The 14034-nt window shown below is 69.9% G+C and carries 14 protein-coding genes and 1 tRNA gene; 5 read left to right on the top strand and 10 right to left on the bottom strand.

The window, feature by feature from the left end; genetic code table 11:
- The first annotated feature begins 187 nt into the window (after positions 1–187).
- The 4 genes from M8I34_RS07500 (at position 188) to M8I34_RS07485 (ending at position 4929) form a co-directional block, all read left to right on the top strand.
- Complete coding sequence (locus M8I34_RS07500; RefSeq protein ID WP_030989371.1) at positions 188–607, top strand: SsgA family sporulation/cell division regulator; 420 nt, start codon at positions 188–190, stop codon at positions 605–607.
- Positions 608–623: 16 nt separating this feature from the next.
- Positions 624–1952, top strand: coding sequence for a hypothetical protein (locus M8I34_RS07495; RefSeq protein WP_250048487.1), 1329 nt, complete (start codon positions 624–626; stop codon positions 1950–1952).
- Between the two features lie 390 nt (positions 1953–2342).
- Positions 2343–2936, top strand: coding sequence for a lytic polysaccharide monooxygenase (locus M8I34_RS07490; protein WP_244414643.1), 594 nt, complete (start codon positions 2343–2345; stop codon positions 2934–2936).
- 103 nt (positions 2937–3039) lie between these two features.
- A complete protein-coding gene (locus tag M8I34_RS07485) occupies positions 3040–4929 on the top strand; it encodes an AMP-binding protein (RefSeq protein WP_250048486.1) in 1890 nt (629 codons plus the stop codon).
- A gap of 169 nt (positions 4930–5098) precedes the next feature.
- Here M8I34_RS07485 and M8I34_RS07480 read toward each other — a convergent pair.
- The 9 genes from M8I34_RS07480 to ehuB all read right to left on the bottom strand — a co-directional run bounded on the left by M8I34_RS07480 (position 5099) and on the right by ehuB (position 11935).
- Positions 5099–5172, bottom strand: a tRNA-Lys gene (locus M8I34_RS07480).
- 162 nt (positions 5173–5334) lie between these two features.
- On the bottom strand, positions 5335–6093 hold the full coding sequence (locus tag M8I34_RS07475; RefSeq protein WP_244414644.1) for an IclR family transcriptional regulator: 759 nt from the start codon (positions 6091–6093) through the stop codon (positions 5335–5337).
- Positions 6094–6626: 533 nt separating this feature from the next.
- Entirely contained in the window at positions 6627–7121 is a 495-nt protein-coding gene (locus tag M8I34_RS07470) for a hypothetical protein (RefSeq protein WP_250048485.1), read from the bottom strand.
- Positions 7122–7200: 79 nt separating this feature from the next.
- Positions 7201–7617: a hypothetical protein gene (locus M8I34_RS07465; RefSeq protein WP_244414646.1), complete on the bottom strand. Its 417-nt coding sequence runs from the start codon at positions 7615–7617 to the stop codon at positions 7201–7203.
- A gap of 143 nt (positions 7618–7760) precedes the next feature.
- Positions 7761–8285: a winged helix-turn-helix domain-containing protein gene (locus tag M8I34_RS07460; RefSeq protein ID WP_250048484.1), complete on the bottom strand. Its 525-nt coding sequence runs from the start codon at positions 8283–8285 to the stop codon at positions 7761–7763.
- 528 nt (positions 8286–8813) lie between these two features.
- Positions 8814–9629 (bottom strand): ectoine/hydroxyectoine ABC transporter ATP-binding protein EhuA, encoded by an 816-nt coding sequence (gene ehuA, locus M8I34_RS07455; RefSeq protein ID WP_250048483.1) that lies wholly within the window; start codon positions 9627–9629, stop codon positions 8814–8816.
- On the bottom strand, positions 9619–10236 hold the full coding sequence (ehuD, locus tag M8I34_RS07450) for an ectoine/hydroxyectoine ABC transporter permease subunit EhuD (protein ID WP_030989391.1): 618 nt from the start codon (positions 10234–10236) through the stop codon (positions 9619–9621). The genes ehuA and ehuD overlap by 11 nt, the downstream gene beginning before the upstream one ends.
- A 32-nt stretch (positions 10237–10268) precedes the next feature.
- Complete coding sequence (gene ehuC, locus M8I34_RS07445) at positions 10269–11000, bottom strand: ectoine/hydroxyectoine ABC transporter permease subunit EhuC (RefSeq protein WP_030989393.1); 732 nt, start codon at positions 10998–11000, stop codon at positions 10269–10271.
- Positions 10997–11935 carry an ectoine/hydroxyectoine ABC transporter substrate-binding protein EhuB gene (ehuB, locus tag M8I34_RS07440; RefSeq protein WP_250048482.1) on the bottom strand — a complete coding sequence of 313 codons (939 nt, stop codon included), beginning with the start codon at positions 11933–11935 and terminating at the stop codon, positions 10997–10999. The genes ehuC and ehuB overlap by 4 nt, the downstream gene beginning before the upstream one ends.
- 110 nt (positions 11936–12045) lie before the next feature.
- Here ehuB and M8I34_RS07435 point away from each other — a divergent pair, with 110 nt between their 5' ends.
- The gene (locus M8I34_RS07435; RefSeq protein WP_030989396.1) at positions 12046–12546 is read left to right on the top strand and encodes a DUF3830 family protein; all 501 of its coding nucleotides are present in this window, start codon (positions 12046–12048) and stop codon (positions 12544–12546) included.
- 62 nt (positions 12547–12608) lie between these two features.
- Here M8I34_RS07435 and M8I34_RS07430 read toward each other — a convergent pair whose 3' ends face one another.
- Positions 12609–14024 (bottom strand): amidase, encoded by a 1416-nt coding sequence (locus M8I34_RS07430; protein ID WP_250048481.1) that lies wholly within the window; start codon positions 14022–14024, stop codon positions 12609–12611.
- Positions 14025–14034 lie beyond the last annotated feature (10 nt).

Genomic DNA, 14034 nt, shown 5'->3' with positions numbered 1-14034 from the left:
TGCCGGTTGAGAGGCTGAAGCGAACTTCGAGACGAAAGAACTCCATACGTCCGGAGAGTGCCGGCCATGGCGTCCGTCACTCCTCCTCCGCCTGCCGCAACCCCACCCTCCACAGCAACGTCTGCCAGGACGCGCGCCCCGGACCGGGTCCCCGGGACTCGCCCCTCCGTCGGAAAGGTTGATCGTCGTGGTGTCGACAGCCAAGCGCACCCTTGAGATGCAGCTCCTCCTCGGGCCGGACGAAGCAGTTCCGGTGGCCGGCCGGTTCAGCTATCGCAGCGACCGCCCGTACGAGGTCGAGGTTGCCTTCATCAGTCGTGGCCAGAAGGTGGCCACCTGGCTGTTCGCCCGCGATCTGTTGCTGACGGGGCTGCACGACGAAGCAGGCGAGGGGGACGTACGGGTGTGGCCCTTCCGCCGGCCGGGCGAATCGCGCCGCGTGCACATCGAGCTGTCCACCGATGACAGCGTGTGCGAGCTGTCGGTGCGCGCGATGGAGCTGACCGCGTGGCTGGAGCAGACCGTGGCGATCGTCCCGCCCGGCCATGAGGACCGCTACCTCGACATGGACACCCACCTGGCCCGGCTGTTCGCCGGGAAGTGCTGATGGGGGACAGGCGATCATGACCACGACCACAACTACGACCACGACCACGCCCACGATGGCGGGCACGAGCGCGACGGCGAGTACGACGCCGAGCACGACGGTGACGGGGAGCGCCGGCGGGGCTGCGGGTGTGCCCGCGGCCAGGCCTGCGACCAGGCCTGCGGCCGCTCCCGGCTCCCGTATACCGACCGGCGCGTCCGGCCCGTATGCCGCGTCGGCCCCCGGCCCCGGCATACTGCCGTCCGCCTCCGCTGCCTCCGCCGCTTCCGCGGAACCCGCCAGCTCCGCGGAACCCGCCACCGCCTCCCCGCACGACCCCTGCGCGCACGGCTTTCTGCCCGAGCGGCCGCCCGTCCGTTCCATGATCGGAACCTGGACCCGGTTGGACGCCATGGCGCGCGCGGCCGCGATCGTGCCCGACCGGGAGGCCGCCGTCGCGCTCGTCGAACGAGCCCATCGCGCCGACGAGTTGTCGGCCCTACGGCAACGGGTCTCCCGCCTCTCCCTGCGTAATGCGGAGGCCGCCGCCATGCGGATCGCGGTGATCGCGGTGTCCTGTGGCTGGTGTGGGCTCGACCCGCAGGCGCCGGCCGCCCGCGAGGTCGCCGACGGGGCATTTCTCGATCTGTGGGCGGCGATCGCGCACCGTATCGACCACGATCAGTTCGTCGCCCTGCCGACCCTCGCGCTCCACAACTGGGTCCCCGAGCGCAAACCCCGCCGCCACATCCCCATCGACCAACTGGCCCGCACCGAAGTGCTCGTCCCGATCGTCCGGTGGGCCCCGGAGGGGCAACCGCTCAGCCGCCTGGACCGGTTGATGCTGGCCGCGACCCGTCTGGAGGCGCACGGGATCTGGCTCTTCCGTCTCGCCGAGACCCTCGCGGGCCGGTCACCTGACGACTCCTCCACCCCGACGGCGCTGCGCCGCCTGGTGCGCGTCCAGCATGCGCTGCGCGCCCAGCTGCTCGCCGAGGCGGCGGAGCTGACGGCCGCGCCGGCCACGCCGCAGCAGCGCGCGGTGCTCGGCGCGCTCGCCGAACAGGGCGCCCTGGAGCCGCCCGTGCTCCAGGCCGCCGAGGCGGTGCTGGGCATCGGCGGCCGCCGTATGGGTGAGGGCAGGCGCCAGATGATGCGACGCCATCTCCCGGCGCAGCACCGTGCCTGGCTCAGCGCGATGGACCGCCACTGTGCACCCGTGCGCACGCTCGCCCACCGCGGCGGCCCGGATGCCGCCGTCTATCGCGAGGCCCAGGAGTCCCTGATAGCGCTCCGCCGCACGTACACCGCTCTGGTGCAGGCCGCCGCCCGCCCCACCACGGGCCCCCTCACGGCGGCAGCCTGACGACCCGACCCGACCCGACCCGACCCCGCCCCTGACGACCCGGCCCGACCCGGCGGCGGGGCCCGCCCCGACCTGACTCGCCCCGACGGCGACGGGACGCGACCAGCGGCGACGTAATGCGTCCGACGGCGACGGCGACGGGACGCGACCAACGGCGACGCAACGCGACCCGGCGCGCCCCGATCGCGCCCCGCCCCGACCGGGCACCCCGCCCCAACCGGGCGCCCCGCCCCACCCCGGCCCAGTCATGTCATTGGTATGGACATGCCCAAAGCCGCGCCCTTAGTCTGCCGTTTGGTCTAGACCGCACAATCCGGCACCGCCCGCAGTGCACTGCCTCCTTTCACCTGGCTCATGGAACTCCCCCCCCACGTTCTTCAGGAGCGAAGCATGCGCAAAAAGATCAGTGCCGCCGTGATCGGCCTCGGCGTCCTGGGCGTCTCCCTGCTCGCGACGGGCAGCGCCTCCAGTCACGGCTACAGCGACGCGCCCCCCAGCCGTCAGGCGCTCTGCGCCAATGGCACAGTGAAGGACTGCGGCGCGATCCAGTACGAGCCGCAGAGCGTCGAGGCCCCCAAGGGCTTCCCGGCCGCCGGCCCCGCGGACGGCAAGATCTGTTCCGGCGGGCACGAGAACTTCGCCGAGCTGGACGATCCGCGCGGCGGCTCGTGGCCCGGCACCAAGCTCTCGCCCGGGCAGGGCTACACCTTCACCTGGCGCCTGACGGCACGGCACGCCACCACCGACTTCGAGTACTTCATCACCAAGGACGGCTACGACCCCAGCAAGCCGCTCACCCGCGCCGACCTCGAACCCGAGCCGTTCATGACGGTCCCCATGGGCGGCGCACAGCCCGGCTCGACCGTCCAGCACCAGGGCACCGTCCCCACTCAGAAGTCCGGCCGCCACCTCATCCTCGGCGTCTGGAACATCGCCGACACGGGCAACGCCTTCTACGCCTGCTCGGACGTCGACCTCTCCTGAGCCCTCCGGCGCCGGACCACGGCCCCACCCCCCCCACCGGGCCCCACGTCCCTCGCCCCGCCCGGGTCCACATCTGACGCAACGTCAGCTACCCTCCCTCGCCATGGCAGCCAACGGCACCAGCAGGCAGGGAAGTTCCGGCGCCGCCACCGTCGCGGAGCTCGTACAGGCGCAGTGGGGCGATCACCGGGCGGGGGCGAAGTACGGGGATCTCGTGCTCACCCACCACGAGCTGGCGGGCGGTGCCGCCGCGCGGGCCGCGCTGCTGGGGGAACTGCTGCCGCATGGCGCACAGGCGCACCTCGGGGTGCTGCTCGGCAATGTGCCCGAGTACCCGCTGTGGCTGAGCGCGGCGGCACTCGCCGGGGCCGCGGTCGCCGGGATCAACCCCACCCGCCGCGGGCCGGAGCTCGCCCGCGACATCAGCCATACCGACTGCGCGCTGCTGATCACCGAACGCGCCCACCTGCCGCTGCTGGCCGGTCTGGACCTCCCCGTCCCGCCCGAGCGGATCCTCGTCGTGGACGACCCGGCCTACCGGGAACTGCTCGCGCCGTACGAGGGCGCGACGCCCGACGAGATCGCCGCCGGCTCCGGCGGCATCCGCACCCCGACGCCCGCCTCCCGGATGCTCCTCTACTTCACCTCCGGCTCCACCGGCGCGCCCAAGGCCGCCCTCTGCTCCCAGGGCAGGCTGGCCGCCGCCGGGCACTCGCTGGCCGGATTCTTCGGGGTGCGCCGGGACGACGTCCACTATCTCTGTATGCCGATGTTCCACGGCAACGCGGTGATCGCCGGCTGGGCCCCGGCGCTCGCCGGCGGTGCGGCCGTGGCGCTGCGCCGCCGCTTCTCGGCCTCCGCCTTCCTCCCCGACGTACGCCGCTACGGGGCCACCTACTTCACCTACGTCGGCCGGGCCGTGCAGTATCTGCTCGCCACCCCGCCCTCCCCGGACGACCGGGACCATCCGCTGCGCGCCGGGTTCGGCACCGAGGCGGGCGCCGTCGACGCCGCCCGCTTCGCCGCACGGTTCGGCGTCCGACTGACCGAGGGGTACGGCTCCTCCGAGGGCGGCGCCGCGATCCAGCGCACACCGGACACCCCGCCCGGCGCCATCGGGCGGCCCGCACCAGGAGCTGATCTCGCCGTCGTCGACCCGGAGACCGGCGCCGAACTGCCGCGCGCCCGCCTCGATCCGGCCGGCCGGCTGCTGAACGGCGAGCAGTCGATAGGGGAGCTGGTCAACCGTGGCCGCAGCTCCTTCGAGGGCTACTGGCGCAACCCCGAGGCGACCGCCGCCCGCACCCGCGGCCGGGGCGAGGGGCGGGTCGGCGCGGGCTGGTACTGGACCGGTGACCTCTTCTTCCGGGACACCGAGGGGTTCTTCCACTTCGCCGGGCGCTCGGACGACCGGCTACGGGTCGACAGCGAGAATCTGGCCGCCGCGATGATCGAGAACATCCTCGCCCGTTACGCCCCGGCCGAGGGAGTGGCCGTGTACGCGGTACCCGACCCCGTCGCCGGGGACCAGGTCATGGCGGCCCTGGCGCTGACGGAGGGCGCCGTGTTCGACCCGGACGACTTCGTGGCCTTCCTCGCCGCCCAGCCCGATCTCGGCACGAAGATGGCGCCCCGGTTCGTACGGACGGTGGCCGCGCTGCCGGTGACCGCCACGAACAAGGTGCATCGGGCCGCCCTGCGACGGGCCGGTTTCCGCTGCCCGGATCCGGTCTGGTGGTCGCCGCTCGGCTCGGCGGTCCCTGCCGGCGATGGCGCACCTGACACGACTGGCACAGGTGACACAGGTGACACGCCTGGCGCCCCCGGCACCCCTGCCGCTTCCGCCGCTCCGGCCGTTCCCCCTGCTCCCGCCGCTCCCGCCGCTCCCGCCGTTCCTGCCGGAAGTGCGTACCGCCCGTTCACCGCCGGGGACCGGGCCGCTCTCCTGGCGCTGTACCGCGATCACGACCGGGCCCATCTCCTGGACCGGTGATCCCGGGGCGGGAGCGGCCCGGGCCGGCTGCCCACCGTGAGCCATGAGCCGTTGACCATGGGCCGTCGACCACGGGCCGTCGGCCAATGGAGCCCCGGCGGTCCCACCCACCCCGTCATGACAAACAAAGTGGGCGTTCCCGGAAGACCGGAAACGCCCACTTGATACGTGCGCCGCCAGGGACTCGAACCCCGGACCCGCTGATTAAGAGTCAGCTGCTCTAACCAACTGAGCTAGCGGCGCGCGCTGACGAAAGAAATACTACCTGGTCGAGAGGGGTGCTCATGACCACAGCCGCGGCGGAGGGTGGAGGGGCGGCGCCGCTCCCGGCCCGCGCTCGCCCGGCCGGCGTCCGCTCGGCTCACACCTGCCCAAGGCTCGCACCCGCCCGGCTCGGGCCCCCGCTCAGATCGCCAGCGACAGCAGAACCGGAGCGGCCCGGCGGTTCAGGGTGTCGGCGGCCTGGCGCAGACGATGGGCGTGCTCCAGCGGCATGGACAGGGCGAGGCAGCCGACCGTCGAACCGGCGGTGATCGGGACGGCCGCGCAGACCGTGCCGACGGCGTACTCCTGGAGGTCGAGGACGGGGACCGTGGGCGGCTGGCTGTCGAGCTTGTGGAACAGGACCTTCTCGTTGGTGATCGTCCGGGAGGTGAGCCGGGCGGTCTTGTGGCGGGAGAGGTGGTCCTTGCGGCCGTCGTGGTCGAGCTGCGCCAGCAGGCATTTGCCGACCGCGCTGGCGTGCGCCGTGCGGTGGAACTCGGCCCACTCGTTGACCTTGGGTGCCAGCGGTCCGTCGGCGTAGTGGAGGATCTTCACCTCGCCGTCGATGTACCGGCTGATGTAGACCGCCGCGCCGACCGAGTCGCGCAGGTGGTCGAGGGTGAGCTGGAGCTTGTCGCGCAGTGCCTGGTCGCGGTCGCCGCCCGTTCCGAGGAGCAGGAGCGATTCGCCGACGACATACGCCCCGTCGGTGACCTGCTCGACATAGCCCTCGCGCCGGAGCATCGACAGCATCTGGGCGAGCTGGCCCGGGGACAGGCCCGTCTCGCGGGCGATCGTCGCATCGGTCACGCCGTCGGCGTGCCTGGAGATCGTTTCGAGCACGCGAAGGGCGTACTGCACCGAATGGAACGGCGCGGTCGGCTCGGGCTTCAGCGCCACGGTGTCCCCCTACCAGGTTGTTACCGCTTGCGTCATGAGCGTCGTTGGTGGTCTCGTCCGGCGCTTGCGCGGCCGATCCCGGACAACGGCGTGACTCTCACGATAGCGGTCAACGGCCCTCGGCGGAGGGGGTCTTGACTGAAAAGAGGTGTGCCCGACGTTTCTGTACTGGGGCTTGAGACTTTGGCATATGCCTAGGTCATGGGGCTTCCGGTGCCCTGGTGTTTTTCGGCCCATGACACCCGGATACCCCGGGCCAGGGGCGGGGGAGCGCCCCGGAAGGGTGCGGAACCAGCCACATCTGTGGCCGGTTCCGCGAGACGGTCCGGCAGGAGGGCGCTCGGCCCCTCGCTACGGGGGATCTGAATCCGGCCTCATGACATCGGGAACGGTTCGGATGCCGGTAACGGTCATGGCGTCACGAGCGGCTCGCATGCCGGCAACGGCCTTGGCGTCACGAGCGGTTCGGATGCCGGTGACAGCCATGACGTCACGAGCGGTTCATGGCATCGGGGGCCGCTTCGGGGGGCCGCTCAGGAGGTCATCATCATCTTCTCGTCGCTGGTGCCCTTCAGTTTGCTGCCCTTCCACTTGTTGACGTACCAGAGGAAGACATGGCCCTCGGCCATCTTGCGGTCGAAGTTGCAGACCTGCCAGCCGCCCTTGTAGTTGCCGTAGCAGCGGTATCCGGGCTGGCCCTTGCTGTTGACCGAACCGCGCACCTCGATGCGCATACCGTCGCGGGCGGTGTCACGGATCCAGACCCGGTCGCCCTTTTTCTTGAAGCAGGCCTGGCCCGCCTTCTTGCGGCCGTTGTTGATGAAGTTGCAGCCGGCGTCGAGCCTGATCGACTTCGTGGTGGGCTTCGCCTTCTGGCTGTACACGGTCTTCTTGATGTGCACGGTCCGGTCCGCCGAGGCGGACTTCTTGGTGGGCGCGGTCCGGGCGGAGGCGGAGCCCGCGAGGGAGCCGGCCAGGGCGGTGGCGGCGAGAGCGGCCACCGCACCGCGCGCGATCATGGTGCGCATACGCATCTGCCTTTGCTGGTTGTGACGGTGATGAGGTCTCAGCGGCCCAAGGCCGGTGAGCGTGCGGTGCGGGTCCGGCTCAGCCGTGCAGCGGCTTGCTCCACACGGTCCTGTGCTTTCCGGAGCCCCAGGCTCCGGTGACCTTGGTACGCCACTTCTGGACGGGCCTGTCGTCCTTGATTTCCTTGGTGGCGACAAAACAAGACTTCTTGTGGTTGGCGCACTTGGCCGTCGCCATCTTCTTCTTGCCCTTGTAGAGGGTGACGACGATCTTGGTATAAGCCGGCTTGTAGTTGCACTGGATCGCGCCGTTGCCGAACTTGTCGGTCCGCCGGTCGACACGGTCGGTATAGGCGGAGACCTTGCAGGTCCTCTTCAGCGCGGCGGAGCCGTGGTCCGCGGCCACCGCGGCATGGGAAGCGATTCCCGTCGTACCGAGAATGCTCACGGTCGCGGCACTCGCCAGGAGTGCGCGAGATGTCTTGCGTGCGCGCATGCTGCCTCCCCTTCGGATGGTGGTGAGGAAGCGAAGACGCCGTGTGGCTGCGGGATTTCCAGCCGTGAGGGAAAGGCGTCCCCGCCGGAGATTCGCCTCATAGTCTTGAGGAATCCGGCGGGGCGGCCAATGTCAGGTTGATGTCAGTTCACTGACGGTTGCTGACCCTCGTACGCGATCCGCAGACCGTGACCGCGGACCGATTCGATCTCGACGTCGACACCGGCCTTTTCCAGTTTCCGGCGCAATCGTCGTACGGCGCTGTGAATCACCGTCGTGTCCACTCCGCAGGACGCTCCCCAGACGTCCTGGACGAGTTCCCGGTAGGAGGCCACGCTGCCGCCGTGTCCGGCGAGGCAGCCCAGCAGGCCGATCTCCTGTGCGGTCAGCTCCAGCGGCGCGTCCCGCCACAGTGCCCGCTGTTCCTCCGGCCGGATCTCCAGCCGGCCGACCCGGAGCCGGGCCGGCCGCGGGGTGTCCGTGCCGGACCCGGCGGGCGGTTCGCCGTCCATCAGGCGTCTGGCCTGGTCGAGATCGCGGACGAGCAGGACCGGCAGATTGCTGTGCAGCAATTCGTTGAGCTGCTCGATGTCGTCGACGGTTTCCGTGACGACGACCGCGTACGCGTCCTGGTGCCGCAGTGGCGGGTCCTGAGTATGCGTGCTCACATCAGCTCCTCAGGGATGCACCAGGAGGGGCAATGCGCTGGGCCCTGACGGGCGTTTCTGACTGGTTTCCGGTATGCGCCGACTCCCGTGGCCATACATGAGACGTTCACGTCTCCCCTGTCCTTCCCATGAAAAAGGGACCCCGTTGTTGTGCTCGCGGACAGAATTCTGTGGCGTGAAACCCGAGGTGCGACACCTGGGGCGGGCACCCGGGCAAGACGCCGGTACGGCCCGGCTCCGCGCTCCCACTCCGGTCATGAGGTGGTGTCATATGCGTGTCATGCGCGGCGCGCGGACCGTCCATAGACGGTAGACGCTAGACCTGACTTCAGCCATAGGGCATCGACTTGAGGAACTGTTGAGCCTGCCGCGGCGGCGGCAGGGCGGGTGATTTACCGGAGCCGCCGCGGGGGCGCGGGGTGATATTCCGGAATTCGGCTGCCATGGCGCCGGTGTGCGGAAATGAGAAAGGGCGGCGGCCCCCGGACGGGGGTCCGCCACCCGAACTCACTGCCTAATGGCCGCCCCTCACAGCACGGCGCTCAGGAATTCCCGGGTGCGCTCGTGTTCCGGCTCCGTGAAGATCTTTTCCGGGGAACCGGATTCGATGACCCGGCCGGCGTCGAACATCAGGACGTCGTCGGAGATGTCCCGGGCGAAGTTCATCTCGTGGGTGACGCACAGCATGGTGATGTCCGTGGTGTGCGCGATGTCCCGCAGCACGTCCAGCACCCCGGCCACCAGCTCCGGGTCGAGCGCGGAGGTCACCTCGTCCAGCAGCAGCACCTGCGGGCGCATCGCCAGCGCCCTGGCGATGGCGACCCGCTGCTGCTGGCCGCCGGAGAGCTGGGTGGGGTACTTGTCGAGGTGCTCGGTCAGGCCCACCAGGTCGAGGAGTTCACGGGCCCGCTCCTCGGCGGCGTCCTTCTCCATGCCCAGGACGTGCACCGGCGCCTCGGTGATGTTCCGCAGCACCTTCATGTTCGGGAAGAGGTTGAACTGCTGGAACACCATGCCGATGTTCTTGCGCACCTCACGGATGTGCTTCTCCCCGGCCGGGATGAGCTTGCCGCCCTTCTCCTCGTGCGTCAGGTACTCGCCGCCGACCTTGATGGTGCCCTCGTCGGGCTTCAGCAGCGTCATCAGCAGCCGCAGGATCGTGGTCTTGCCGGAACCGGACGGGCCGATGAGGGTGACGTGCTTGCCCGACGAGACGGTGAAGTCCAGGGAGTCCAGGACGGTGTTGGTCCCGAACCGCTTGGTGACGTTGTCGAAGCGGATCAGCTCGGTGCCGTCGACCGCCGGGTTGGCCGTTTCTTTCGAGGGGGTGCTGTCAGCGGACAAGACGACGCTCCAGGGCTCGCAGGAGGAGAGAAGTGGGGTAGGAGATGACCACGAAGAGGATGCCGACGATGGTGATCGGCTCCAGGTAGTCGAAGGTGGTGGCGCTGATGCTGTTCGCCTGGAAGAGCATGTCGGCGACGGTGATACCGGCCAGCAGCGGCGTGTCCTTGAACATCGCGATGACGTAGTTGCCCAGCGCGGGCACCACCCGGCGGAACGCCTGCGGCAGGATCACCGCGGTCCAGGTGCGCCGGCGCGGCAGGCTCAGCGCCGTGGCGGCCTCCCACTGGCCGGGCGGCACACCGTCGATCCCGGCGCGGTAGACCTCCGAGGTGTACGTGGAGTAGTGCAGGCCCAGCCCGATGACGCCCGTGGTCAGCGGCGAGAAGGCCAGCCCCCAGCCCGGCAGGACGAAGAACAGGAAGAACAGCTGCACCAGCAGCGGGGTGTTGCGGATGAACTCGACGAAGATGCTGACCGGCCAGGTCACCCAGCGGCTCCGCGAGCGCAGCGCCACCGCCCAGACCAGCCCGAGCGCGAAGGAGACCAGCGAACCGTAGATCGTCGCCTGGACGGTGATCCACAGCCCTTTGAGGATGTCGGGCATGATCTCGCCGACGTAGCTCCATGACCAGTTGTTCACGGCTTTCCTCCGGTGGCCAGCGCCTCGGGGCCCTGCTTCTCGACGGGCAGTTTGCGGGAGAACCAGCCCTCACCCTTGGGTACCGCCCGGCCGACCGAGGCCTTGGCGCGGCGCTCCAGCACCCGCATGATCCGGGTCAGCACGAACGCGACCGCGAAGTAGAGGACGAGGATGATTCCGTAGATCTGGGCGCTCTCGCCCGTGGACAGCCGGGCGAGCTTGGCCTGGAAGGTGAGTTCGCCGATGGACAGCAGCGAGGCCAGCGCGGTGCCCTTGAGCAGCTCGATCAGCAGGTTGTTGAACGGCGGCATCATCTCGGGGACGGCCTGCGGCAGCAGTACCTTCCGCAGCCGCTGCCAGGGCGTGAAGCTCAGCGCGATGGCCGCCTCCTGCTGGGCGGGTGCCACCGACTGGAGGGCGCCGCGGACGATCTCGGAGCCGTACGCCCCGTACGAGAGGCCCAGCGCCAGGGTGCCCGCCCAGATACCGACCAGCTGCCAGCCCAGCAGCGGCAGCGCGAAGAACAGCCAGAACATCAGCACCAGTGCCGAGGTGCCGCGGAAGAATTCCACATAGACACCGGACAGGAAGCGGACGATCCAGAAGCGTGAGGTGCGGGCCAGACCGATGCCGAAGGCGACGGCGGCGGCCAGGGCGGCGCTGTAGACCATCAACTGGACGGTGATCCACAGTCCTTCGAAGAAGAGTTGCCACAGAGCGCCGGTCACTTTTTACAGAGCTCCTTCGCCGTGAGGTCGGTCATGAACTCCTCGGTGAAGCCGTACGGCTTGGCGATACGCAGGAGTTCGCCGCTCTTCTTCATCTTCTGGAGCTCGCGGTTGAACGCGTCCCGCAGATTGGTCTCGCCGATCCGGAAGCCGTAGCCGCCGCCGTCGCGCTGGGGCTTCCCGTCGACCACCGGCGTGAACGGCTCGGTCATCTCCACCTTGGGATGCTTACCGGCCTTCAGCGCCTCGATCATGGTCAGCGCCGTACCGGCGAAGGCGTCGATACGGCCCGCTTCCAGAGCCTCCATACCGGCGATCTGGTCGCCGTAGGTCTGGATCGTGTCCTTCTTGACACCGTTGCCGACCGCGTAGTCGATCTCCGCATAGCCGATTCCGGAGCCCATCCGGAATTTCCCCTTGGCGATGTCCGCATAGGAGTGGATTTTCTTCGGGTTGCCCTTGAGTACGAGGAAGGCGTCCTTGTTCTCGTAATCCGGGTCGGAGAAGAGGACGGCCGCACACCGGGCTTTGTTGATGAACATGCCCGCGACGATCACGTCGTACTGGAAGGAATGGAGTCCCGGCACCAATGCACCGAACTCGACCGGTACCGGCTCGAAATTCTTGATGCCCAGCCGCCGGAAAATCGTCTTGGCGACGGCGGGGGCCTCGCCGGTCAGCTGGCCCTTGCTGTTGATGGAGGCGTAGGGCGGTTCGCTGGCGATTCCCATGCGGACGGTGCCCTTTTTCCGCAGGTCCTCCAGCTGGTGTCCGCCTCCGGTCGCCCCGGAGACATCGACCCGGGAGCAGCCCGAGGCCGATCCCACCGCACCCGCTGCGCCGAGCGCCGCTACCCCCGCGAGCAGCGAGCGGCGGCGGATGCCGCTTGCCAATTTTCTCTTGATCATTTTGGTGTTCTCCTGTGGTGGAGCCATGGGCGCGCGGCTACCCGAACGCCTGGCAGATATGCCGATCGTTTCCAGCCCTTGATAGAAGCGCCTCGGACTTGTTCCGTACGCCGGTATTGCCCACCTACGATCGGGGCATGACCGATCGCTTCATCGAAGTCTCCCTGGACAAGCGCGGCGTGAGCTGCACGGCCAAGTTGCTCGACGACCGCGCGCCGATCACCTGCAATGCCGTGTGGGATGCCCTCCCACTCGGCGGCGACGTCTACCACGCCAAATACGCCCGCAACGAGATCTACGCCCTGCTTGCGCCGTTCGCTCCCGAGGAGCCGCCGCTGGAGAATCCGACGATCACCCCGATCCCCGGCGATCTGTGCTACTTCACCTTCACCGACACCCAACTGGGGACGAAGTCCTACGGTTACGAGACGCAGGCCCAGCACCAGGGCCGCGCCACCGTTGTCGACCTCGCGCTGTTCTATGAGCGCAACAATCTGCTGATCAACGGTGACGCGGGCTGGGTGCCGGGCATCGTGTGGGGCAGCATCGTCGACGGCCTGGACCGGATGGCCGACGCCTGTCAGGACCTGTGGCGGGCCGGAGCCCTGGGGGAGACCCTCAACTTCCGGCGGGCCTAGAGCGGGTGCGCGCGGTCCCGTCGTCCGCCCCACCGGGCGGATGACGGGACCGCGCGGTCACCTCAGCGGGCGGGCGGCGCGGGGATCTCCGCGGTCCCCGCCTCGTAGAGGGCGTGCGCGGCACGCAGCACCAGCGCGTCCGCGTGCCGCGCGCCGACCAGCTGGACGCCGATCGGCATCCTGTCCCCGTCCACCCCGCAGGGCAGCGTCGCGGCCGGCTGCTGGGTGAGGTTGAACGGGTAGGTGAACGGCGTCCAGCCCGTCCAGCGGGTGTGGCCGGATCCGGCGGGGACCTCGACGCCCGCCTCGAAGGCGGTGACCGGCACGGTCGGGGTCACCAACAGGTCGTAGGCACTGTGGAAGCGGCCCATGGCCTGACCGAGCGCCATCCGCGTATCGACCGCGGCCAGATAGTCCAGCGCGCTGTACCGGGCGCCCTGCTCGCAGATCTCCCGCAGCCCCGGGTCCAGCAGCTCCCGGTCCGCGTCGTCCAGATGCTGCACCACCCGCGCCGCGCCGCTGAACCACAGCGTGTGGAAGGCCTCCACCGGGTCCGCGATGCCCGGGTCGATCTCCTCGACGACCGCGCCGAGCCCGGCCAGCGTCTCGACGGCCTGCCTGACCGCCGCGGCGACCTGAGGGGCCACCGGCACGTCCCAGCCGAGCGACGGGCTGAAGGCCACCCGCAGCCCGGAGACCGGGCCGGCCAGCGCCTGGCGGAACGGGCCCGCGGCCGGACCGAGCTGGGACCAGTCCCGCCAGTCCGCGCCGCAGATCACGTCCATCATCAGCGCCGCGTCCGCCGCGTCCCGGGTCATCGGCCCGACGTGCGCCAGCGTCCCGAACGGGCTCGCCGGATACAGCGGCACCCGCCCGTAGGTCGCCTTGAGGGCGAAGATCCCGCAGAACGACGCCGGGATACGGACCGAACCGCCGCCGTCCGTGCCCAGGGACAGCGGCCCGGCGCCCAGCGCCACCGCCGCCGCGCTGCCGCCGCTGGAGCCGCCCGCGGTGCGCCCCGGGTCGTACGGATTGCCCGTCACCCCGTGCCGTGGACTGTCGGTGACGCCCTTCCAGCCGAACTCCGGGGTGGTGGTCTTGCCGACGAACACCGCACCGGACTCCCGCAGCCGGGCGACCGACGGGGCGTCCTCCTCCCACGGGCCCTCGGCCCGCACCGTCCGCGAACCGCGCAGCGTCGGCGTGCCCCGGGTGAGGATCAGGTCCTTGACGGTGACGGGCACCCCGTCCACCGGCCCGGCCGGTTCCCCGGCCCGCCAGCGTTCCTCCGACTCCTTGGCGCCCGACAGCGCCTCGTCCGCGTCGATCCGGGTGAAGCAGTTCGTCGCGTCCTGTGCGGCCCCGGCGCGCTCCAGCACCGCCCGGACCGCCTCGACGGGGGAGAACTCGCCGGCCGCGTACCCGGCCGTGAGACGGGTGGCGGTGAGGTCGGCGAGCTGGGTCGGTTCGGTGGTCATACGTCCTCCG

Origin of the sequence: Streptomyces sp. MCA2, assembly GCF_023544705.1 — a bacterium.
Lineage (GTDB): Bacteria > Actinomycetota > Actinomycetes > Streptomycetales > Streptomycetaceae > Streptomyces > Streptomyces decoyicus.
The sequence above is the reverse complement of the archived record's forward strand: the minus strand, read 5'-3'. Positions and strand labels throughout refer to the sequence as shown.